The organism is Ensifer sp. Root142, assembly GCF_001426785.1.
GTDB lineage: Bacteria > Pseudomonadota > Alphaproteobacteria > Rhizobiales > Rhizobiaceae > Ensifer > Ensifer canadensis.
In genome coordinates this window covers 358,713-380,106 of sequence record NZ_LMFK01000044.1, presented here as the reverse complement: position 1 = coordinate 380,106, position 21,394 = coordinate 358,713, and the positions used below count along the sequence as shown (strand labels likewise).

General features: G+C 62.6%; 24 protein-coding genes. 10 read left to right on the top strand and 14 right to left on the bottom strand.

Features of this window, described 5'->3' with window-relative positions:
- Positions 1 to 20 precede the first annotated feature (20 nt).
- From ASD52_RS30345 to ASD52_RS30315, 8 genes are all read right to left on the bottom strand, one after another.
- Positions 21 to 1,112 carry a methylenetetrahydrofolate reductase gene (locus ASD52_RS30345; RefSeq protein ID WP_025427407.1) on the bottom strand — a complete coding sequence of 364 codons (1,092 nt, stop codon included), beginning with the start codon at positions 1,110 to 1,112 and terminating at the stop codon, positions 21 to 23.
- Entirely contained in the window at positions 1,109 to 1,717 is a 609-nt protein-coding gene (locus tag ASD52_RS30340; RefSeq protein WP_057210906.1) for a methylenetetrahydrofolate reductase C-terminal domain-containing protein, read from the bottom strand. The genes ASD52_RS30345 and ASD52_RS30340 overlap by 4 nt, the downstream gene beginning before the upstream one ends.
- Entirely contained in the window at positions 1,710 to 2,012 is a 303-nt protein-coding gene (locus tag ASD52_RS30335) for a virulence factor (protein ID WP_025427405.1), read from the bottom strand. The genes ASD52_RS30340 and ASD52_RS30335 overlap by 8 nt, the downstream gene beginning before the upstream one ends.
- 259 nt (positions 2,013 to 2,271) lie before the next feature.
- Complete coding sequence (locus ASD52_RS30330; RefSeq protein WP_025427404.1) at positions 2,272 to 3,075, bottom strand: formyl transferase; 804 nt, start codon at positions 3,073 to 3,075, stop codon at positions 2,272 to 2,274.
- A 197-nt stretch (positions 3,076 to 3,272) separates the two neighbouring features.
- The gene (locus tag ASD52_RS30325) at positions 3,273 to 3,536 is read right to left on the bottom strand and encodes a DUF1488 domain-containing protein (RefSeq protein WP_025427403.1); all 264 of its coding nucleotides are present in this window, start codon (positions 3,534 to 3,536) and stop codon (positions 3,273 to 3,275) included.
- Between the two features lie 188 nt (positions 3,537 to 3,724).
- The gene (locus ASD52_RS40675) at positions 3,725 to 3,847 is read right to left on the bottom strand and encodes a hypothetical protein (protein ID WP_255753466.1); all 123 of its coding nucleotides are present in this window, start codon (positions 3,845 to 3,847) and stop codon (positions 3,725 to 3,727) included.
- A gap of 213 nt (positions 3,848 to 4,060) precedes the next feature.
- Positions 4,061 to 4,300, bottom strand: a 240-nt coding sequence (locus ASD52_RS39625) for a hypothetical protein (RefSeq protein ID WP_156613061.1), incomplete at its 3' end; no start/stop codon positions are given.
- Positions 4,301 to 4,863: 563 nt separating this feature from the next.
- Entirely contained in the window at positions 4,864 to 5,484 is a 621-nt protein-coding gene (locus tag ASD52_RS30315) for a DUF1638 domain-containing protein (protein WP_025427401.1), read from the bottom strand.
- Positions 5,485 to 5,523: 39 nt separating this feature from the next.
- Here ASD52_RS30315 and ASD52_RS30310 point away from each other — a divergent pair, with 39 nt between their 5' ends.
- Entirely contained in the window at positions 5,524 to 5,682 is a 159-nt protein-coding gene (locus ASD52_RS30310; protein WP_025427400.1) for a hypothetical protein, read from the top strand.
- Positions 5,683 to 5,888: 206 nt separating this feature from the next.
- On the opposite strand, the gene ASD52_RS30305 is transcribed toward ASD52_RS30310, so the two are convergent.
- Entirely contained in the window at positions 5,889 to 6,587 is a 699-nt protein-coding gene (locus ASD52_RS30305; protein WP_025427399.1) for a B12-binding domain-containing protein, read from the bottom strand.
- A 330-nt stretch (positions 6,588 to 6,917) separates the two neighbouring features.
- Here ASD52_RS30305 and ASD52_RS30300 point away from each other — a divergent pair, with 330 nt between their 5' ends.
- Positions 6,918 to 8,492: a trimethylamine methyltransferase family protein gene (locus ASD52_RS30300; RefSeq protein ID WP_025427398.1), complete on the top strand. Its 1,575-nt coding sequence runs from the start codon at positions 6,918 to 6,920 to the stop codon at positions 8,490 to 8,492.
- A 107-nt stretch (positions 8,493 to 8,599) separates the two neighbouring features.
- A complete protein-coding gene (locus ASD52_RS30295; RefSeq protein WP_025427397.1) occupies positions 8,600 to 9,304 on the top strand; it encodes a 4Fe-4S dicluster domain-containing protein in 705 nt (234 codons plus the stop codon).
- 149 nt (positions 9,305 to 9,453) lie between these two features.
- On the opposite strand, the gene ASD52_RS40835 is transcribed toward ASD52_RS30295, so the two are convergent.
- Together ASD52_RS40835 and ASD52_RS40830 are read right to left on the bottom strand one after the other, a co-directional pair.
- Positions 9,454 to 9,684, bottom strand: a complete 231-nt coding sequence (locus ASD52_RS40835; protein ID WP_309239172.1) for a DUF1254 domain-containing protein — start codon at positions 9,682 to 9,684, stop codon at positions 9,454 to 9,456.
- Between the two features lie 50 nt (positions 9,685 to 9,734).
- A complete protein-coding gene (locus ASD52_RS40830; RefSeq protein ID WP_025427396.1) occupies positions 9,735 to 9,965 on the bottom strand; it encodes a hypothetical protein in 231 nt (76 codons plus the stop codon).
- Between the two features lie 94 nt (positions 9,966 to 10,059).
- Between ASD52_RS40830 and ASD52_RS30285 the strand changes: the two genes are divergently transcribed.
- From ASD52_RS30285 to ASD52_RS30260, 5 genes are all read left to right on the top strand, one after another.
- Complete coding sequence (locus tag ASD52_RS30285; protein WP_025427395.1) at positions 10,060 to 11,037, top strand: transporter; 978 nt, start codon at positions 10,060 to 10,062, stop codon at positions 11,035 to 11,037.
- Between the two features lie 369 nt (positions 11,038 to 11,406).
- Positions 11,407 to 11,958, top strand: coding sequence for a hypothetical protein (locus tag ASD52_RS30280; protein ID WP_025427394.1), 552 nt, complete (start codon positions 11,407 to 11,409; stop codon positions 11,956 to 11,958).
- 407 nt (positions 11,959 to 12,365) lie between these two features.
- On the top strand, positions 12,366 to 13,115 hold the full coding sequence (locus ASD52_RS30270; protein ID WP_025427392.1) for a phosphodiester glycosidase family protein: 750 nt from the start codon (positions 12,366 to 12,368) through the stop codon (positions 13,113 to 13,115).
- Between the two features lie 99 nt (positions 13,116 to 13,214).
- Positions 13,215 to 13,742, top strand: coding sequence for an RNA polymerase sigma factor (locus ASD52_RS30265; protein WP_025427391.1), 528 nt, complete (start codon positions 13,215 to 13,217; stop codon positions 13,740 to 13,742).
- 2 nt (positions 13,743 to 13,744) lie between these two features.
- Positions 13,745 to 15,892, top strand: a complete 2,148-nt coding sequence (locus ASD52_RS30260) for a VWA domain-containing protein (protein WP_113567277.1) — start codon at positions 13,745 to 13,747, stop codon at positions 15,890 to 15,892.
- 501 nt (positions 15,893 to 16,393) lie between these two features.
- Here the strand turns inward: ASD52_RS30260 and ASD52_RS30255 are convergent.
- The gene (locus ASD52_RS30255) at positions 16,394 to 16,741 is read right to left on the bottom strand and encodes a hypothetical protein (RefSeq protein ID WP_025427389.1); all 348 of its coding nucleotides are present in this window, start codon (positions 16,739 to 16,741) and stop codon (positions 16,394 to 16,396) included.
- 134 nt (positions 16,742 to 16,875) lie between these two features.
- On the opposite strand from ASD52_RS30255, the gene ASD52_RS30250 reads away from it, so the two are divergent.
- Positions 16,876 to 17,511, top strand: coding sequence for a PAS domain-containing protein (locus ASD52_RS30250; RefSeq protein WP_057226418.1), 636 nt, complete (start codon positions 16,876 to 16,878; stop codon positions 17,509 to 17,511).
- Between the two features lie 58 nt (positions 17,512 to 17,569).
- Positions 17,570 to 18,724, top strand: coding sequence for a pyridoxal phosphate-dependent aminotransferase (locus tag ASD52_RS30245; RefSeq protein ID WP_025427387.1), 1,155 nt, complete (start codon positions 17,570 to 17,572; stop codon positions 18,722 to 18,724).
- A gap of 137 nt (positions 18,725 to 18,861) precedes the next feature.
- On the opposite strand, the gene bmt is transcribed toward ASD52_RS30245, so the two are convergent.
- Both bmt and ASD52_RS30235 read right to left on the bottom strand, forming a co-directional pair.
- Positions 18,862 to 19,878: a betaine--homocysteine S-methyltransferase gene (bmt, locus tag ASD52_RS30240; RefSeq protein WP_025427386.1), complete on the bottom strand. Its 1,017-nt coding sequence runs from the start codon at positions 19,876 to 19,878 to the stop codon at positions 18,862 to 18,864.
- A gap of 46 nt (positions 19,879 to 19,924) precedes the next feature.
- A complete protein-coding gene (locus ASD52_RS30235; protein ID WP_082571913.1) occupies positions 19,925 to 21,310 on the bottom strand; it encodes an O-antigen ligase in 1,386 nt (461 codons plus the stop codon).
- Positions 21,311 to 21,394 lie beyond the last annotated feature (84 nt).

Below are 21,394 nucleotides of genomic sequence, written 5' to 3'. Positions count from 1 at the left end.
CGGTTTTGTCTGCGATTGCCTCAGTGGGGATGGTGGGCCGCGGCCTCGGCCATCTCCTGCTGGTTTTCTTCCTTGCCTTCGCGAATGTGCTCCATGCGGGAGGCGACAAGCGCATCGGTCGGCAGCGTTTCGTGTTTCCAGGGCTTGCGACCCTTCAACACGCCCGATTCATGCACGATCTCTGCGACATATTCTTCCTGGCGATAGGCCATGACGTGGACGCCGGAGACGCCTTCGATCTCCTTGACCTCGTTGATGATGTCGATGCAGAGCTGCTTACCTTCCTTTTTCTGATCCTGCGCACCTTCCAGCCGCGTGATGATGCTGTCGGGAATGTGGATGCCCGGCACGTTGGAGCGGATCCAGCGGGCGGTTTTCGCCGACGCCATCGGTCCGACGCCGACGAGGATGAAGCATTTTTCGTGCAGGCCGAGATCGCGCACCTTCTTCATGTATTCGCGGAACATCGGCACGTCGAAGCAGTACTGGCTCTGGACGAACTGCGCGCCGGCCTCGATCTTCTTGGCCAGCCGATAGGGGCGGAAGTCGTAGGGAGGCGCAAAGGGGTTGATGGCGGCGCCGAGAAACACCTGTGGCGGCGTCGTCAGCTTGCGGCCGGAGAGGAACTTGGAATTGTCGCGCATGATGCGCACGGTCTCGAGCAGCGACATGCAGTCGAGGTCGAACACCGGCTTGGCGCCCGGCTGGTCGCCGGCCTGCACGCCGTCGCCGGTCAGGCACATGACGTTCTGCACGCCCATGGCGGACGCGCCGAGCACGTCGCCCTGGATGGCGATGCGGTTCTTGTCGCGGCAGGCGATCTGCATGATCGGGGCATAGCCCATGCGCGTCAGCAGTGCGCAGATGCCGACAGATGACATGTGGCAGTTGGCGCCGGAGGCATCGACCGCATTGATGCCGTCGACCCAGCCATCGAAGATTGCGGCGCGCTCGTAGACGTCCTGCGGGTTGGCGCTGTCGGGCGGGTTGAGTTCGGCGGTGACGGCAAATTCGCCGCGACGCAAAACGCGCTCGAGCCGTCCGCGCGAGGAGTGGCCGGGCAGAGGATCGAGCGGCGCGCCGGGGTCGTATGGATTGTAATCGGGGCTCATGCCTGGTTCTCTTTTGCCTGGGCTTCGCGGCGGGCGGCGGCTTCCGCCGTCACCCGCAGCCACGACGAGGTCTCGCGCAGCGACTGGTTGACCGGCTTCTGCACGTTCATGATCGCATCGCCCTTCGTCATGTTCTGCGAACCTTTCCACGCCTGCACCCAGACGCAGGGCATATCCGGCTCGACCTCGCAATTGCCGTTGGCCCTGACGCCGCCGCAGGGGCCGTTGCGCAGCTGCTTCGGACAGTTCATCGGGCAGGACATGCCGGTCGACGACAGCGCGCACTGGCCGCACATGCGACAGTCGAAAAGAAAGCCTTTGACGTGGCGTTCGACGAAGGTCACCGGCCGCTCGACGCGGCCGTAGCCAATTGCGTTCCACAGCGGGTGCAACAGCAGGAAGAGATCGGCAAAGCGGTTGTAGAACCATTCGAGGAAGCGCGAATGGCGCACGGCCCAGAGGCGGACGGTATATTTGTGGCGCGAGCGGCGGCTCGGCGAAACGCCGGCGGGGGTATAGGCGCCGGTCGCGGCCTTGGCGGCAGGCGCGGCATTGCCCTTGACGATCTTCGCCTCCGCTGCACCTGCGAGCTTCGGCTCAGCCATTGTCGCGGCCTCCTGCTTTGACGAGGGCAACCAGGCGCTCGCGGTCATAGGCGGCTTCGAGCTCGGCGGCCGCACGGTCTGCTTCCGCTTCCAGTTCGTCGGAGACGGGTTCTGGCTCGGCCTTGCGCCATTCGGCGAGATAATCGTCGGTTTCGGCAGCGCCGGTGCGCATGGCGCACATGTCGATCGCCTCGGTGAAGCGCAGCGAAAGCTCGCGCTTGGCGGTCGTGCGGCCCTTCTTGATGATGACCTGGGCCGGGATGTCGCGCCAGTAGACGATTATGCGATCTGCCATCGGGTGTCGTTCTCCTCTTCCTGCGACAATGCTTATGTCCGGGCGCTGTGGCTCACCTCGCCACGACGTTGGATGTGTCCAAAAACGACGCCGGCGCAGAACGTCGAAGACCCCCGGCACTCTACGCGTTGCCGCAATGCGGGCAAGTCCACACTTCGGGATATCCATCGGTTGAGGAGTGTCAGAAATTTCAGGGCCTTAGGGCCTTCTGACGGCCACAGGCGGCGTGTCCTCATCGGCGAATCTGCGCCCGGTTTTCCTACCAGATGCCGCGCCGAATTCCATTCCAGAGCCATGTCCAGATCGGCGGGTGGTACCACTGTTGCGACGGGCCTGCGACATCGAGCGGTTGCAGCTTGCCCTTGAGGGCATCGTCGACGGCGGCAATGGCGATGCCGGTGGAGGCCGCCGTCTGCAGCAGCGGATAGGTATGCATCGTATCGCGGCGGTCGGGCGTCTGGCGCGACTGGTAGAGAATGCCGCCGGTATCGACGCCTTCGTCGACGAGATGCACGGTCGCGCCGAAATTGATGACATCGTCGTTGACCTGCGCCCAGTAGCCGCCCATCAGCCCGCGATAGCCCGGATTGATGCCGGCATGGAAGTTGACGACCGGGCAGGGGATCTGCGCCAGGGTATGGGCCTTCAACAGGCGGCAACTGATGAGAAAGACGACTTTTGGCGCGAGCTGCCGGATCTGCGACACAGCCTCAGCGTCGTTCACGGACGTGATCTGGCAAACCGGTACGCTCGGATCCGGCGCGCCCGATACACCGTAGTGCCTAAGGATGCCTTCCGCTCTCTTCCGGGTAAAGCGCTTGCCGAAGCGCGAGGCGATCATTGTCGCCAATTGCCCGATCGCTGTCGGCCACCCGAGCTTTCGCGCCCGCCGGCGCAGGAAGAGGCTCTTGGATTCCGGCTGCTCCTGGAGAACGACGATATCGTCAAAGCGTGCGGCGAGCGCATTGATCATGATCCAGGGATTTTCTCCGCCCGCCGTCACCACGACGACGCGGCTCGGCTGCCTGGCCGCGGTGTTGGTCTCATTGTCTGCGTCCGCCATGCCGGCCCCTGAAGCGTTGGTCGCAACAGATATGGCGGCTGGCGCGTTACCGGCGACTTAATGGCGGGTATTTGGGAAGCAGATGCCAGAAGTGGCATCGGGAGACGGTTTGGCCGAGGCTGGGGCATCGGACCCCGAGCGCGTCGCGACGAGCGTGTTCGTTCGATGGTGGCAGATAAGGCGCCGGCTTGTCCGGTCTAACGGAAGTCCGCGGCGGTCAGGACATAGATCGTCTTGCGACCGTGGGCATATGCTGCCTTTGCGACTTCGTAGATCTTGTTGCGTGCAGCGTCGAATGCCAGAAGGCAGGCCGCTTCTGTCGTCCGGGTCGGCGCGCCACGCGAGAGCGCCTCCGCCTCGACATAGAAGGGCACTTCGAACATGCCATCGTGGCCAAGGAAGCGAACAGCGTTCCTGGTATCGTCGAAGCTTCGGCTTTGGTTGGGGAAGCTTAGTGGCATCGTGTGATCCTTTTTAGCGATAAGCCAGCTCGGCCAGCGGTCGGCCGGGCGGACGAGTGAGGATGGGCGTTTGGCTCCGTGCCGCGCCATCACAAGATCCGGCCGAAGAGGATCGTGGTGATGACCACAAAGACCGCGACCGAAAGAGCAATCCAGGCAAACNGGGCGTTTGGCTCCGTGCCGCGCCATCACAAGATCCGGCCGAAGAGGATCGTGGTGATGACCACAAAGACCGCGACCGAAAGAGCAATCCAGGCAAACAGACCGCGATAGTCGAAGAGATAGATCTGAGCCGGTATGTGGTATTTCATGATCGCCTCCCGTGGCTGATCTGTTTGGCCGGTTTGGCATGGTCGTTATAGGATATGTGCCGTTCTGAAGGCTCGCTCGGCCAATGCCATCCCATCCTTGCCGGCACTGACAATCAATTCGAGATTGCCTTCATCCGTTACACGCTCATGGGTTTCGCGGCTGCTGCGGATGCGATACTGGAGCGCATTGTCGCGGATCGGCAGCGTCGCAANCAATTCGAGATTGCCTTCATCCGTTACACGCTCATGGGTTTCGCGGCTGCTGCGGATGCGATACTGGAGCGCATTGTCGCGGATCGGCAGCGTCGCAACGATGCGATACGTTTCTCCAGATATTGACTCTCTCGTCAGCGCCCCCTTGGAGCGGACAAGTTGGCCAACATGGAAGCGGTGGATCGGTAACGTGTCGCGCGGGCCGCGGATGATGCGTTTCGTGAAAGATAGAGCGTTCATAGTGGTCTCAGTCCTCCTCAAGCGTTGGTAAGAGTAATTCGGCTGCAACAGCCGCTCCGCATTTCGCGCTGGCGTAGACGGATCAAATGCTCGTTGCGATGGGCCGGACAGACGGCTCGAGATCTGTTTCGAGACGCGTTGGCCGCAAGCACTGACGCCGAGCCTGCCTGTCTGTCGAGAATTTAGGGGATTGGGGCGGTTCGAAGTTCTACCGCGAAAGCCACATCGGCCAAATCAACTTACCTATAGCATAGCGCGTCGATTGAGTTTCAATTGAGGCGGTTGTNGACAGACGGCTCGAGATCTGTTTCGAGACGCGTTGGCCGCAAGCACTGACGCCGAGCCTGCCTGTCTGTCGAGAATTTAGGGGATTGGGGCGGTTCGAAGTTCTGATACCGCGAAAGCCACATCGGCCAAATCAACTTGCCACAGCATAGCGCGTCGATTGAGTTTCAATTGAGGCGGGTTGTGTATGCTGCCAGATCCGAGCTCATCCTGTTGGCGAACTGAGCTTTCCCTCGGTCTTTTCTACCTGAGCTGGGCGCCACATACCTTCTGCGGGATCAGGCGCTCAGCAGTGATTTCGTCAGGTCGCCATAGCCGGTGAAGCGGTATTCGTATTCGAGGCCGAGGTAATCGGCGGCTTCTTTGGCCTTTGCCTGCAGCGCTTCGTCTTCCTGCTGCGAGAGGTAGACGAGCTTGCGGTAATGGCCAAAATACATATCCCGGAGTTCCGGATGGCGCTTGAGGCCGAGCGGCTCGATGACGAAGGCCTCGAACTGGCGGGCGAGGAAGTCGGTGAGGAAAAAGGCGGTCAGATCGTCGTCCCAGCGGCTGGCAAAGGCATCGTTGCCGGCGAAGAAGGAATAGCAGTGCGGGCCGGGAATGCGCTCGACGCATTCTTCTTCGCAGAGCCGGTCGAGGTGGCCCCCGGTGCCGCAATCGGCATAGGCGACGAAGATGCGCTCGAAGCCGGCTGCACGTGCCTTGGCAATCGCCTCCTTGACCCCCGGCGTGATCTTTTCCGGCGTGTTGTGCCAGATGGCGGGCAGACAGGAGAGGTCGACATGGTCGAGCCTGTTGGCCTGGCAGATGGCCAGAATTTCGCGCGCGATTGCGCCGCAACCGATGACGTGAACTTTTTCCGGTTGTGCGCGTTCTATTGTGCGCGATACGTTTTCCATCTCGATTCCACCCAGTGATCAACGTGAAGGAAGCTGGCCATGAAAACACAAACTGTTGCGACCGTCGGAGCCGTGCTCATCGCGCTTATGACGTTGAGCGCCTGCGGCAACACAATCCGCGGCATCGGTCAGGATACCGCAAACACCGTCAACGCGACACAGTCGGCCGGCAAGAAGGTGGCCAACGCCGCCAACTGAGCCGTGACCTGAAGCGCCGCGCGTCGAATTCGGCTGTGCCAGAGACGCTTTGATCCCCTGGTGTCCAGCCTGGTGTTCCGCGGCGGTCGCGACGTGGAACATCAGCAGACGCCGCGGTTGCGCAGCCCTCCGTTTTCATGCCAGCAAATGAAAAGCCGGCCGCAAGCGTCATTGCTGCGGCCGGCTTTCGTGTTCGTGAAGCGGGCTCAGCCGGCAGCGAGCAGGTTGTGCTTGCGCTTCATGAAGTCCTTGGCGGTTTCGACCGCGACTGCCGCGTCGCGGCAATAGGCGTCGGCGCCGACGGCCTTGCCGAATTCCTCGTTGAGCGGCGCGCCGCCGACGAGCACGACATAGTCGTCACGCAGTCCCTTTTCCTTCAGCGTGTCGATGACGACCTTCATGTAGGGCATGGTGGTGGTCAAAAGCGCCGACATGCCGAGGATGTCGGGCTGCTCGCGCTCGATCGCTTCCAGGTAGTTTTCGACCGGGTTGTTGATGCCGAGGTCGACGACATCGAAGCCGGCGCCTTCCATCATCATGCCGACGAGGTTCTTGCCGATGTCGTGAATGTCGCCCTTGACGGTGCCGATCACCATCTTGCCGAGCTTCGGCGCGCCGGTTTCGACGAGCAGCGGCCGCAGGATGAACATGCCTGCCTTCATCGCATTGGCCGACAGCAGAACTTCCGGCACGAACAGGATGCCGTCGCGGAAATCGACGCCGACGATCCGCATGCCTTCGACCAGTGCCTGGGTCAGGACGTCGTAGGGCGTCCAGCCACGCTTGAGCAGGATGTTGGTTCCGTCCTCGATCTCCTCCTTGAGGCCGTCATAGAGGTCGTCATGCATCTGCTGCACAAGTTCCTCGTCGGAAAGGTCCTCGAGAATGATTTCATCGTCTGCCATAGTAGGGTTCCTCGGTTCCTGGCACGGCCGGGCTAAAATCCGGACACGTTCAACAATCAATAGCGGTCGACGCGTAAAAATCTGTTTTCGAAAGCGACGTCGCATATGACAAAAAGCGACGGCAGGGCACCTTCTTTCGAGGCCTGTATATTCTTAACAAAAACAATATATTCGCGCCATGCGGTTTTTGGCCGGCGATGACGCAGGTCGCAGTGTTCGAGTTGCGCCACTTGTTGGCGCATTGAGACCCGTACAGTCCCTGCGGCTTGGTAGCATTAGGGCCAAATGGTGCTTGAAGGCGCACGAAATGCGCGGGAGAGGAATGAGTAAATGAGCGACGTGACAGAACAGGACGCGGTTGAGGGTGGCGGTCGCCGCTCGCGTGGCGAGGGACGGGGAGCAGCGGCGCGGCGTGCCTCGCGCACCGGCGGCGGCCCGGGGCCGTCTCTGCCCTATATCCAGCGCAAGATTCGCGAATACGAGGTTCTCGACGAGGAGGGTCTTGAGCTCATCGAGCGCAATGCCGATACGATCCTCGAGGAAATCGGCATCGAATTCCGCGACGACGCCGAAGCACTCGAACTGTGGAAACAGGCTGGTGCCGACGTGCGCGGCCAGCGCGTTCACTTTCCCAAGGGTCTTTGCCGCGAGCTTCTGAAAACGGCGCCGTCCGAATTTACCTGGCACGCCCGCAATCCCGCGCGCAGCGCCCAGGTCGGCGGCAAGGCGACGATCTTCGCACCGGTCTATGGCCCGCCCTTCGTGCGCGATCTCGAGGGTAACCGCCGTTACGCGACCATCGAGGATTTCCGCAACTTCGTGAAGCTCGCCTATATGGCGCCGTCGATGCATTCGTCCGGCGGCACGGTCTGCGAGCCGGTGGACATTCCGGTGAACAAGCGTCACCTCGACATGGTCTACAGCCACATCAAATATTCCGACAAGCCGTTCATGGGCTCGGTCACGGCACCCGAGCGCGCCGAAGACACGATCGCCATGGCGAAACTCGTTTTCGGCGACGAGTTCGTCGAGAACAATTGCGTCACGCTCAACCTGATCAACGCCAACTCGCCGATGGTCTTCGACGAGACCATGGTGGGCGCACTCAAGGTTTATGCCCGCCACAACCAGGCCTGTGTGCTTTCGCCGTTCATCCTGTCGGGCGCCATGAGCCCGGTCACTGTTGCCGGCACGCTGACGCAGATTCTCGCCGAAGTGCTGGCCGGTGCCTCGTTCACCCAGCTGATCCGCAAGGGCGCGCCGGTGCTGTTCGGCACCTTTGCCGCCTCGATCTCGATGCAGTCGGGCGCGCCGACCTTCGGCACGCCGGAGCCGTCGCTGGTTTCCTATGGCGCGGCACAGCTTGCCCGCCGCTTGAAGCTGCCGTTCCGCACCGGCGGTTCACTCTGCGGCTCGAAGGTTCCGGACGCTCAAGCCGCGCATGAATCGGCCAATACGCTGAACATGACGCTGCTTGCCGGCACCAACTTCGTGCTGCATGCGGCCGGCTGGCTCGAGGGGGGTCTCGTCTCGTCCTACGAGAAGTTCATGATCGACCAGGACCAGCTCGGCATGATGCAGAAGATGGCCGAAGGCATCGACCTCTCGGAAGACGCGCAGGCGCTCGACGCCATCCGCGAAGTCGGTCCGGGCAGTCACTACCTCGGCTGCGCCCACACCCAGGCCAATTTCCAGACCGCCTTCTACCGTTCGCCGCTCGCCGACAACAATTCCTACGAACAGTGGGAAGTGGAAGGCGAAAAGCGCATCGAGCAGCGCGCCAATGCGCTGGCCCGCAGCTGGCTGGAGCACTACGAGGCGCCTTACCTCGATCCTGATATTGACGAGGCGCTCAAGGCCTTTATCGCCGAGCGCAAGGACTCGATGCCCGACGCTTTCACCTGAAAGGGTCCCGAGCGAGCCAGGGAGCAAGGCGGCGCGGCGCAGGTGGCTGACATGATCCAGAAGGAAGTCTGGCGCCCGCATTACGATCTACAGGGGCCGAAACCGAAATGACGGCGCCTTCCGCATCTGCGGAAACTCGACTTGAAACCGTCCGTGCGGCTCTTGAGCCGCACGGACTTTTTTTGCGCGGCACGCTGAACTTTGCTTCCGGCGATGCCGCGCCGTTGCTTTCGGATGGTCGGCCGGCTGCAAGCGTCGCGCTGATCGGCAATGTCGGCGGCTCGCTGTGGCAGCCCTTCGTGCGCTGGCGCGAAAGTGCGCCGGACCATGGCGGCAACGATCCGCTCGATACGTGGTCGAAGTCGGTGATTGGGGAAATCGCTCGAGGCAGTGGGGCGACGGCCTACTTCCCGTCGGATCCACCCTGGCAGCCATTCCAGCAATGGGCGATGCGGGCGGAGGGGCTGAAGACTTCGCCGCTCGGCATTCTCATTCATCCGCGCTACGGGCTCTGGCACGGCTATCGTGGCGCGCTCGCCTTCGACGAACCCTTGGCTGCCGATAGCGAGCGGTTGGCCAGCCATCCCTGCGACACTTGCGTGGATAAACCATGCATTTCCGCCTGTCCGGCCGGCGCGCTCGAGCGCCTGCAATTCGATGTCGGCCGTTGTCGCAGCTATCTGAGGACGGAGGCGGGCAGGAGTGGCTGTCTCGAGCACGGATGCCTGGCCCGCGACGCCTGTCCCGTCGGGCAGGACTATCGCTATCCGCCGGCGCAGCTTCGCTTCCACATGTCCGCACTGGACCTTTGATCTGTCGCCGCTGCCGAAACTATGGCCTGATGGGCGGAGCCAGGGCTCAGCCTGGACCACGCGGTTCAAAGACTGGAAGAAGCGCAGATCGTAGGGAATGGTCGAATCGTAGACAACGTCGATGGCATCGACAAAAGTCGTCGGCGGATTTACGGCCTGCGACAATGGATAGAGCCTGATCCGTTTGGCGTAATCGACGCCTTGGCAACGTCGGCTTCGCTGCCGCTGTTCAGAATGGAGCGCAGCAGGGCGTAACCCTGATAGGTCGATGACGGCAGCACGATGTATCCGTCCGGGATCGCGCCGGAGTGGTCAGGTGGCAGGATGAGGTATTTTCCGCCCTTGCCCTTGTCGACCCCGGCCGGGCCGACATCCTCCAGGGGGAACTGCCATGCATGACGTCCGGATTGGGGGTGAGTGTCTGGTTCTTTCAGTCCGGCAGGCGAGACCAGTAGACGATCTGATTGGGCTTGCCTTTGGCGCCCGTGATCATCGCCTGCAGCATCAGGTCGAAGTTGACGACAGGCATGCCCCAGTTGACGGCCTCGATCGCTCGGCTCTCGATTGTCCTTGCGTCAAGGTCTTTGACCAGCTTGTCGTCGGCGCTGGCCGGGGCCGCCGCGATCAACAGGCTCAGAATCGCCATGGCGAACCTGCGCATTTGAAGCCTCCGTCACATGCCGCCGTTGCGGGAAACATGCGGTTGAATTGCCCCGATTGTAACCTAGTGTGTGTAGGCTAATGCAGGGGGTCGCATGATTCGAAAGATGTGCGCCGGTTCGCTGGTGTTCGTGGTTGCGTTTGCCGCGTCACAGGCCAGCGCGGATGAATTTGGCGTCAGTTTCTGGCTGCCTGGCCTATACGGCAGTTTTGCTGCGGTGCCGGGTAAACCCGGCTGGTCCTTCGCTTCGATCTACTACCACTCCTCCATCAGCGCGGGTGCGAGCGAGGCTTTTCCACGCGGCGGGGCCGGGCAAGTCGATGTCGGCATGAGCGGGCGCGGCGACCTGGTTGCCTTCGGACCGACCTACACCTTCGATCAGCCCGTATGGGGTGGGCAGCTCGCCCTCAGCCTGTTGGGCGTTGCGGGACGAAGCCACGCCTGCGTAGACGCCACCTTGACTGGGCCGCTCGGCGGTTCGGTCTCCGGCGAAAGATGCGATTCTCTAACCGCGTTTGGCGATGTCCTTCCCCAGGCGGCACTTAAATGGAACGACGACGTCGACAACTATCTCGTCTATATGACCGGCGGCATTCCCGTTGGTTCCTACGATCCTGATCGCCTGGCGAACCTGGGGCTCGGCCACGGTGCCATGGATGGCGGGGTCGGATACACCTATCTCAATCCGGACACGGGTCGCGAGTTTTCGATTGTCGGCGGCCTGACCTACAACTTCAAAAACCCCGATACGGACTATCGGAACGGCATTGATGGGCACGTCGACTGGGCCGCATCGCAATTCCTGAACGAGCATGTCCATGTCGGCGTCGTTGGATACGCCTATCAGCAGCTTACGGGGGACAGCGGCGAAGGCGCGACCCTTGGTGATTTCAAGTCCCGCGTGTTCGGGGTCGGTCCCCAGCTCGGTTGCAAGTTCGACGCCGGCGATGAAACGGCGGGCTATGTGAACCTCAAGGGATACTACGAGTTCGGGGCCAAAAACCGCCCGGAAGGCTGGAATGTGTGGCTGACGCTGGCGTTTTCACCTGCGCCGAAGCCTCCAATGAAATAGAGGACGGTAAAGCGTCGGCCGGGGCCGTGAATGACACGGCAAGGTCCAGCCTGCCCATCCACCGATGGCCGCTCGGGCATACTTTCCACAGCCGCATACACAGCAGGAAGTGACGTGCGTAACGCACAATCCCAAGGCACCGCCGGCACAGGCATCCACACGACCTGCGCCGTCACCTTCCGGCGCTGATTGACTGGTGCTGTCCCCGCAGCTGGGTGCGCATGGAAAACCGAGCGCCTGTTTCGCTGTTCCGCTCCGGCACGCAAAGATGGTGTAAATCTCCAAAATGACTAAAATTGCAGGTGTTCTGGAAACGTAAAATTTCCGAATTTATACCGATTTGGACGGTGTGGCATTGGAGACCATCTCATGACGCGCAGCCCAGTGGTATCCGTGAGCAACTTTCCCCCGCGCTTGTCGCGGGAGGAAGTCGACGCGCAGGTATCGCGTCTGGACAGTATTCATGCCGCCAATTCGCAGCTTCTCGACGAGGCGTACAAGCGCCTGCTGGCGATTGCCGCCGCCCATGCCGCGGTGGTTGCGGCCTGCATCGCCGGCTTCGACGGTCTGTTCGACAGCTCCATATTGGGCGCGAGCTTGCTGCCGGAGGCGATCGATTTTCTACGCAAGGCCGCCCTGGTCGTCGGCTGCATTGGCCTGCTGCTCACTTTCTTTGCCATCGCCAACAATTACGGCGAGGTGCAGCGGGTGGCGCGCCAGCACGCCAGCAACCTGCGCTTCACGCTGCAGGAAAAGCGATTGCTGACCAGGCTGTCGAGCGAGATCCTCACCGGTAATCCCAACTCTTACCTGCGCAGCGGCGTTGCCGGCCTTGCCTGTCTGGCGGCGATCTTCGGCCTTGCGGCGGCGGCCGGCTGTTTTGTGCTGGCCGGCATTGCCGGGATTATGGCTGGCGGCTGAGCGGAACTGTCGCGGCCGTAAGGCCCTGTACTTTCCTTACCTCATCCCTGTGCGCACAGAATTGCGACGGCGACCTACCTACACCGCGACGATGCCATGTTTGGCTGCGGCTACGGATGCCGATTTCTCCTCTCCCTCATCTCTGTGCTTGTCACAGAGATCCAGCCGCCCGCGTCGGCGGCGCGCAAAGACCGCGTCATGCAGCAGACAGCGAGGTTTTGGTTCCTTCACGGCGCAGACGCGCTGTGGCTGGACCCCTGTGACGAGCACAGGGGTGAGGGGGAGAGCACGGTTGGCCTGTCCGTCTACGGCGAGGCCGGGCCTGCCATCAGCATTTTCCTCGCTCCTGCGCCAGAACCGCCGCAATCTCGATGATGCTGGGCGACTGATTCCATTGGATGTTTTTCATGCCGCTTTTTCCAAAACCATTTCTCGTCGGTGCCGTTCTCTCGGCCGGCCTTGCCGGCCCGGCGCTCGGCGCCTGCCGTGACGTCAGCCATCTCGGGCAGGACTATATCGCCTGCACCGTCGACCCCGCCGATAACGACATCCGTCTTTACAACAAAGATCAGGCCGGCGTTCCCTTCCGCTCGTTCCGGGCGCTGTCGCTGGAACTGCGCCATCGCGACGAATACATGCTCTTTGCCATGAACGGCGGCATGTATCACGACGACCTGTCGCCGGTCGGCCTGCATATCGAGGAGGGGCGCGAGCAGGCGCCGCTCAACACCAATACCGGCTGGGGCAATTTCCACCTTCTTCCTAACGGCGTCTTCTATGTCGATGGCGGCAAGGCGGGGGTGATGTCGGCGGACGCCTATCGCGCCGCCAATATCCGGCCCCGGTTTGCCACGCAGTCCGGCCCGATGCTGGTGATCGATGGCGAGCTGCATCCGCGCTTCCTGCCCGACAGCACCAGCCTCAAGACCCGCAACGGCGTCGGCGTGACGGCTGCGGGCGAGGTGGTGTTCGTCGTCTCGAAAAGGCCGGTGCGGTTTCACGACTTCGCGACGCTTTTCCGCGACGAGCTCGATTGCCCCAACGCGCTTTTCCTCGACGGCACGATCTCCAGCCTCTATGCGCCTGATATCAACCGGCACGACCGGCTGTTCCCGATGGGGCCGATGATCGCCGTCGTCGGAAAATTCCCGCGCTAGTTTTTTCTTTGGGGCCGATGCGATTTTTTTCGTCGCGGCCCCAAGGAATTGTCGTCGTGCAACGTCTAAGGTTCAAAACAGCTAGGAGCGGGCACGCCATTGGACGCTGAACTCGTCGAGAAAGCGGTGTCTGGAGACAGACGGGCGTTCGGCCAATTGGTCGAGCGGCACTATGATTTTGTCCATGCCGTCGCCTGGCGCTGGTCGGGCAATGCCGCGGATGCGGAAGACATCGCCCAGGACGTCTGCGTACGGCTGGGTACCGCCGTTCGCGGCTTTCGCGGCACCAGCCGGTTTCGCACCTGGCTCTACACCCTAACGCTCAACGCGGCGCGCGACCACAAGCGCCGACAGATGCGCGACACCAGCAGGATACAGGCCTATGCCAACGAGCAGGCCGTTCTTGGCGGCGGCGAGACGGCCGAAGACGATCGCCAGGAGGCGCTCTGGACGGCCGTCAGGGCGCTGCCGGAAAAACAATGCGACGCAGTGCTGCTCGTCTATGCCGAGGGGATGAGCCATGCCGCGGCCGCCGATGTGCTTGGATGTTCCGAGGCGACCGTGTCCTGGCACGTGCACGAGGCGCGCAAGCGGCTGAAGACATTGCTTGGCAAGGAGGCCGTGTGATCATGACCGACGATTTCGACAAGCTCTCCGGGCTGACCCCGCCAAAGGCTTCGAACGAGGCACGCGCGCGTGCGCTCGCGGCCGCCATGCAGGCTTTCGACATGGCAGAAGAAAATTCGACCATCACCCAAGGATCAATGCTGCCGGTTCGTCAAAGCTCCATCTTCAACCGGATATGGAGCCCCATCATGAACAGGAAACTGCTTGCCGGATCGGCACTCGCCACGCTGCTGGTCATCCCCGCCGCCACGTTCCTGACGCTGGAACTGACGCGCAACTCCGTGCTGCCCGGCGACACCGGGGCAGAGATCGCGGTGAAGGGAGAGCCGAAACAGAAGGCAGCGCCACGGCCGAAGTCAGCTCCGACTGCGTCGGCGGTGGACGAAAACCTAGCTGCTGCGAAGAGGCAGGAGACCTCCGGCTTTGCAGTCGGCGGGTCGGTTGCCGTTGATGCTGAGGGTCGGCCACCGGCCGATAAGCCAGCCGCCGAGGCGCTTGCCCGCGCCCGCGAACAGAAGACCGTCGAGGTTCAATCTGCGGCGCGAGCCGAGAACCCGGCGCCCACTGCCGAGGCCGAGGCGGATGCTTTGGGCAACCAGATGATGAGCGATAGCGCAGCACCGCTTTCTGCAGCTCCGGGCGCTGAGACACGGATGACCTTTATGCCGGCGCCCGTTGTTGCCGAGGAGATGGCTCCGGCTCCTCAGGAAAACCGCGAGCGCTTCAACAAGGCCGACAGCAATCCGGTCAAGAGCGTCGCCACCGACCCGGTCTCCACCTTCTCGGTCGATGTCGATACGGCTTCCTACGCCTTCGTGCGCCGCTCGCTAATGGAGGGTCAGATGCCGGAGCGCGATGCGGTGCGGGTCGAGGAGATGGTCAACTATTTTCCTTATGATTGGCCGCGCCCGGCGAGCGCCACTGAGCCGTTCAAGGCGACGGTGACGGTGACGCCGACGCCGTGGAATGGCGGCACACGGCTGATGCACGTGGCGATCAAGGGCTATGACGTCGTGCCGGCGCAGGCACCGAAGGCGAACCTGGTGTTCCTGATCGACGTTTCCGGCTCCATGGACGAGCCGGACAAGCTGCCGCTCTTGAAAGGCGCCTTCCGGCTGCTGGTCGAGAAACTGAAGCCCGAGGATACGGTTTCGATCGTCACCTATGCCGGCAATGCCGGCACGGTGCTGGAACCGACCGCGGTCAAGGACAAGGCGAAGATCCTGTCGGCGATCGACACGTTGCAGCCCGGCGGCTCGACCGCCGGTGCCGAGGGCATCGACGCTGCCTACCGGCTGGCGGAGAAGGCCTTCGTCAAGGGTGGCGTCAACCGCATCATGCTGGCGACCGACGGTGACTTCAATGTCGGTCCCGCCAGCGACGACGAGCTCAAGCAGATGATCGAGGCCAAGCGCAGGAGCGGCATCTTCCTGTCGGTGCTCGGCTTCGGCCGCGGCAACTACAACGATGCGCTGATGCAGACGATTGCCCAGAACGGCAACGGTACGGCCGCCTATATCGATACGCTGGCCGAGGCGCAGAAGACGCTGGTGGAAGAGGCGGGCTCATCGCTGTTCCCGATCGCCAAGGACGTCAAGCTGCAGGTGGAATTCAACCCGGATGCAATCGCCGAATACCGCCTGATCGGCTACGAGACCCGGGCCCTGAAGCGCGAGGACTTCAACAACGACAAGGTCGATGCCGGCGACATCGGCTCCGGCCACAGCGTCACGGCGATCTACGAGGTGACGCCGAAGGGCAGTCCGGCGGTGCTGAACGACGACCTGCGCTACGCGGCGGCGGAGAAGCCGGCAGCCGATGCGACGACGAAAACCGGCGAACTCGCTTTCCTCAAAATCCGCTACAAGAAACCGGATGGCGACCAAAGCGAACTGATCACAACGCCGGTTACCGAGGCGAACGCCGTGCCATCGCTCGCAGAGGCGCCCAATGACGTGCGCTTCTCGGTCGCCGTGGCCGCCTTCGGGCAGAAGCTTTCGGGTGTGACGGCGCTGTCGGACTATTCCTATGATGCCGTCGTCGATCTGGCGGCAGCGGCCAAGGGGGCGGACCCGTTCGGTTATCGCGGCGAATTCGTCAATCTGGTGCGGCTCGCCAAGGGGCTTTCGGGCGGCGGCTCGGCCAATTGAGGGTCGGGCGGGAGGATGAGGCTGCGCCGTTACCGCGGCGTGGCCCATCATCCGGCTGCCGCCACCTTCTCCCCGCTTGCGGGGAGAAGGGATATACGGCGCTGCCTTCGTCTGACGTAACCTGTTCTGCGCGTGGTCCGTTTGGTAGGCGTCGGGGAGTTCAAGGACCCCGTTGCCGAAAGGGATAGTCCGATGCCCGGCAACCATCGTCCTGACTAAAGGTGCCGTCTCCTTGTCCTCGGACGGTACCACTTCCCTCATTCCTGTGCTTGTCACAGGAATCCAGTAACGGCGCGTCTGCGCAGTTAAGGATCCTTCCAGTGGCCCTTCTTCCTCAAGCTCTTCCGCGCCGTAGACACGGCGCTGCTGGATTCCTGTGACAAGCACAGGAATGAGGGCGAGAAATCCCACTCGGGCAGCAAGGTGCAGCGGACCAACCAGCTAGGTCAAAGATTCATTGTGATCGCGCCGAGCCCCATGGCGCTCTTTAAACGCCTAACCTCAACCCTTCGGAAACGCGCGCTCCAGGCCGCCTGATTTCGTCAAACCCGTTCTGAACGCCTGGTAGGCCGGGTGCTGGCTGGAGCGGGCGGCTTCCATCAGGCGCATCTGCAGCCGCGCCGGGGCCTCGCTGCCGAGCCAATGGCCAAGCTTTTCGAGCTTCAACGTGTTGAGGAAGCGGGCTTCGGAGGCGATGTCGAGGCAGCGATGGAGGCCTTCCATCAGTTGCTCGTCCTGCTCGGGGTTTTCCGCCAGCAGGCGGATAAAGGCCTGATCCGCTTCGCCAAAAGCCGAAAGCTTGTCGGCAACGGTGTCCCTGTCGGGGAAGGAAGCGGGTCCGGCATTCATGTCAGTGTCTCCAGGCGAATCTCGTTTTCTTCGGGATAGGACAGGCCGGCAGGGCGCGCAAGCATCGGTGAATGATGCACTTAAACGAAACGTCTAGAATTGACAAAAAGTCCAGAATCGGTCATTCCAGTGACATGAACATAAAGCCCGCCATTGCCTTCGACATTGCCATGCACGCGCCAACGGCTGCGACCATCAGCGCCTTGCTCTATCCGCATGCGGAGGTGGTGCTGCATGACCTTAAGCGCGGCACCGTCGTTGCCATCTGGAATGCCTCCTCCGGCCGGGCGGTCGGCGAGGATTCGCTGATCGAGGAAGAGTTCGGCGTGGTTTCGGGCGCGGAAAACGTGCTCGGGCCATACGAGAAGACTGGAGTCGACGGTCGGCGCATCAAGTCCATCTCGGCGGTGTTGCGCGACGCCAAGGGCGACGCGGCAGGCCTGCTCTGCATCAATCTCGATGTCTCGATGATCGACAATGCCGTGAAGCTGCTTTCCGCCTTTGCCGGTGCTGCGCAGCCGCGGCCGCAGGTGCTGTTTTCGCGTGACTGGCGCGAAGAGATCAACGCGTCGCTGCATGACTGGCTGAAGGAGCGGGGGCTCGCGCTTTCAGCGCTGAAACGGGCGGACCGGGTGGCGCTGGTGGCGGCGCTGGAGGAGCGCGGCCTGTTCAAGACCCGCAACGCCGTCGACCATCTTGCCAGCCTGATCGGCACCTCGCGCGCCTCGATCTACAACTATCTCACTGCCGCCCGCGGCGACGCTTCCTGATCACGACGAAGACAATGGTTTCGCCCGTCCGCCGGACGCAGCGATTGGAGGACCCGATATGACCACCTTGCCAGACTTCCGCCTCGAAACGCATTTCTCCCGCTGGGAGTTCAAGGCGCGCCACCACATGACCGCCAGCGACAGCGAAACCATCGGCATGGGCGAACTGCTGGCGCTGGCCGACGACGCGGACCGGGAAGCCTGGGACAAGCTGACGCTCGGCTACACCGAAACCTATGGCGCACCGGCCTTGCGCGCGGCCATTGCGTCGACCTATCAGGGGCTCTCGGCTGAAGACATTCTCTGCTTTGCCGGGGCGGAGGAGGGGCTTTACTGCGCCATGCTGGCGCTGCTCGGCCCTCAGGACCACGCCATCGTCACCGTGCCAAACTATCAGTCGATGGAAACGCTGCCGGTCACGATCGCCGCTTCGGTCACCGGCGTGCCGCTGCGCCCGGAAAACAACTGGCGCCTCGATATTGCCGACGTGCGTGCGGCGCTGAAGCCGAACACCAGGCTGATTGCAGTCAACTTCCCCAACAACCCTACCGGCTCGATCGCCGATCAGCAGACCTTCAAGGCGCTGGCCGAGCTCTGCGCCGAACGCGGCATCCATCTCTTCAGCGACGAGGTCTATCGTGGGCTCGAGCGCGACCCGGCGCTGAGGCTGTCGCAGGCGGCCGAGTTGTTCGAGCGCGGCATCTCGCTCAACGTCATGTCCAAGGCCTATGGCCTGCCGGGCTTGCGCATCGGCTGGATCGCCTGCCGCGATCATGCGCTGATCGAGCGCATGGAGAAGATGAAGCACTATCTGTCGATCTGCAATTCGCGTCCGTCCGAGGTTCTGGCAACGATCGCACTCAAGGCGCGCGAGCAACTGCTGACACGCAATCGGGCGCTTTGCGCCTCGAACCTCGAAAAGCTCGGAGCCTTCTTTGCCGAATTCCCCGCCCTCTATGAATGGCGGGAGCCGGATGGCGGCTGCGTCGGTTTTGCCCGCTATCTCGGAGCCGATGGGGTCGAGACCCATTGCCGCCGCCTGGTGGAAGAGGCGGGCGTGCTGCTGCTGCCATCCAGCCTGTTCGTGTCCGACCTGCTGCCGGTCGCTGAGGATCGCTTCCGTGTCGGCTTCGGTCGCAAGAACATCGAGATCGGGCTTGAGGCCTGGCGGCAGCATCTTCGGGCGGACAGTGCGATCAAGCGCAGCGCCTGATTTTCGGGGGCATTCCCGCTCGTTGCGAGAGCCATAGCGAACGCTACAAATGAAAACGCTCCGGGATCAGATGATGCCGGAGCGTTTCGTTATTTTGTCGATCTTGCGTGCTTTTCGCACTTCCCCTGGAAGTGCTTTTAGCCGCGGCGGCTGCGCCGTTCCCGGGCCGGGGCCGATGGAGCTTCATTGGCCGACTTGTTGCGCAGCGGGCCGATCCTTTCGATGATCACATCGAGCGTCGGGCGTTCGCGCGGCGAATGCTCGTCGAGGGCCACGCGCATGGCGGCGAGGTGCCCGCAGGTGGTGCCGCAGCAGCCGCCGATGATCTTGGCGCCGGCGTCGGCCGCGAGCCGAGCATATTCCGCCATCAGCGGCGGCGTGCCGGAGTAATGGATTTCCGAGCCGCGGAATTCCGGAATGCCGCAATTGCCCTTGACGATCACGGTCGCCTCGGGCTTTGCCGCGGTCATGTCGAGCAGCGAGGACAGGATGTCGGACGCGCCGACGCCGCAATTGGCCCCGACGGCGACCGGGCCATTGCCCAGATCCTTGGCGACATCGTGAATATCCTTGGGGTGCAGGCCCATCATGGTCTTGCCGGCGGTGTCGAAGGAGCCGGTATAGACATAGGGCATGCCGACCTTGGCGGCGGCCTCGGCGGCCGCGCGGATCTCGTCCGGCGACGACATGGTCTCGATCCAGGCGACTTCGGCGCCGCCGGCCTTCAGGCCTTCGATCTGTTCGACGAAGGCCGAGACCGCGTCCTCATAGGACAGCGCGCCAAGCGGGATCAGCAGTTCGCCGGTCGGGCCGACAGAACCGGCGGTGATGACCTTGCGCGGTGCCTGGTCGGCGACGGCGCGGGCGATTTCGGCCGCGCGCCTGTTGAGTTCGTGCACGCGATCCTGGGCGTGGTGCAGCTTCAGGCGGTGGCGGGTGCCGCCGAAGGAGTTGGTCAGGATGATGTCGGCGCCGGCGTCGACGAAGTCCTGGTGCAGCTTGGCGATGTTCTCGGGCCTGGTCTCGTTCCAGATTTCCGGCGCTTCGCCGGCTTCGAGGCCCATCGCGAACAGCGAGGTTCCGGTGGCGCCATCGGCAAGAAGAACGCCTTTTTCGGCGATAAGGTCGGAGAGAACGTTGGCTGCAGCGGTCATCGGCTTTTCCCGGCTAGAATGAATGCAATAAGATATAAAGATATCTTTATGTCTTTGCAAGCGTCGGCGTGGGTGGCCGGGACAATTGTTGGTGGCGCAGGCCCAAGCGCCCGGCAAGGCCGAGCCCGAAGATGGCCAGCGCCGTCAGCAGCCACATCGGGTCGGCGCGGTTGAGGAAGAAGCTTTCGAGCATGGCGTTGTAAGTCATGAAAATGACGACCATGACGCAGAAGTCGGCAAAGGCCCGACCCTCCGGCCGGCGCGAGGCGCGGATGTAGTCGAGGAGCGGTTTGACGAAGAGCAGCAGGCTTATGAGGATACCGCCGGGCAGGCCAAATGTCAGCGCCGCGTCGAGATAGCTGTTGTGGCCGGCAACGATGCCACGCACGTCCCAGTTCGCCTCGAAGTTGGCCTCAAGGCCCATGATGACGGGCGAGAGCCAGAAGCTGGAGTAACCCTGACCTAGCCATGGGTGCTCGGCGATGCTGGCGCTGGCGAACTTCCAGATGTCGTCGCGTCCGGTGAAGGTGGCATCGTCGATGATCGCCCTGGTGAACGAAAGCAGGGTGTCTGAATAGATCGTGCCGAGCGTCAGGCCGAAGACGACGACCGACATGACCAGATGCGCGACGATCATCAGGCCGGGGCTGCGAACGGCGCGACCGGCAAGCACCAGCGTTATGGCGATTGGCAGGAAGCCGATGGTGGTCTTCGAGCCGGTGTGCAGCACGAAGTTGACCGAGAGCAGGGTGATGGCCCAGCCGCGAAGCGTGGCGCCGGAGCGCAGGCAATAGATCCCGAACATGCACAGGATCGAAAACACCGGCGCCGAGACGTTCTTGTGTAGGAGATGGCCGCGCCAGAAGCCGGCATGCCAGGGCTCGCCGCCGGCGGCCGAGTGAATGGCCAGTTCCGGCGCCACGATGAGCGCGGCATAGTCGATCAGGATGAGGAGCAGTATGGCATTTGCCCCGGCATGAACGAAATCCTCCTCGCTGCGCGGCAGCACCAGCACGCCGGCCACCATGATCATCGCCACAAGGCTGAGCGTCAGACCACGGGCGGAGGCGGCCGGATCGTAGGACTGCAGGCAGGAGAAGTAGGCGATGGCGAAGATCGCCACCCAGGCCGGCGAGGCCAGCCGCGCCAGCACCCGCTTGTCGACCACGAGCAGCATCGCAAACAGATAGACCGCACCAAGCACGATGTAGCCGACCTGGTTGATGATGTTGCCATCGTTGGCGGCATTCGGGTCCGTCTCCATGGCGCCCTGAAAGGGCATCAGCGTGAAGACCATGAGGAAGAGCCCGAGGCCGGATAGCAGCGAAGCCAAATGGCGCGTCAGCTGTGCGAGCCCAACGTCGTAGCCTACCCGCGCCGGCACTGGATGCCGACGTGTGGGTAAGTCTGCCGTGGCGGGGGGTACTTGCATCAGGGCGCCGAGATTGCTGGGGCGTCGCCGACACGGCGCCACCTCCGGGTTTGCGGTTCCCGTCTGCAGTTGCCCCCAGAGGGC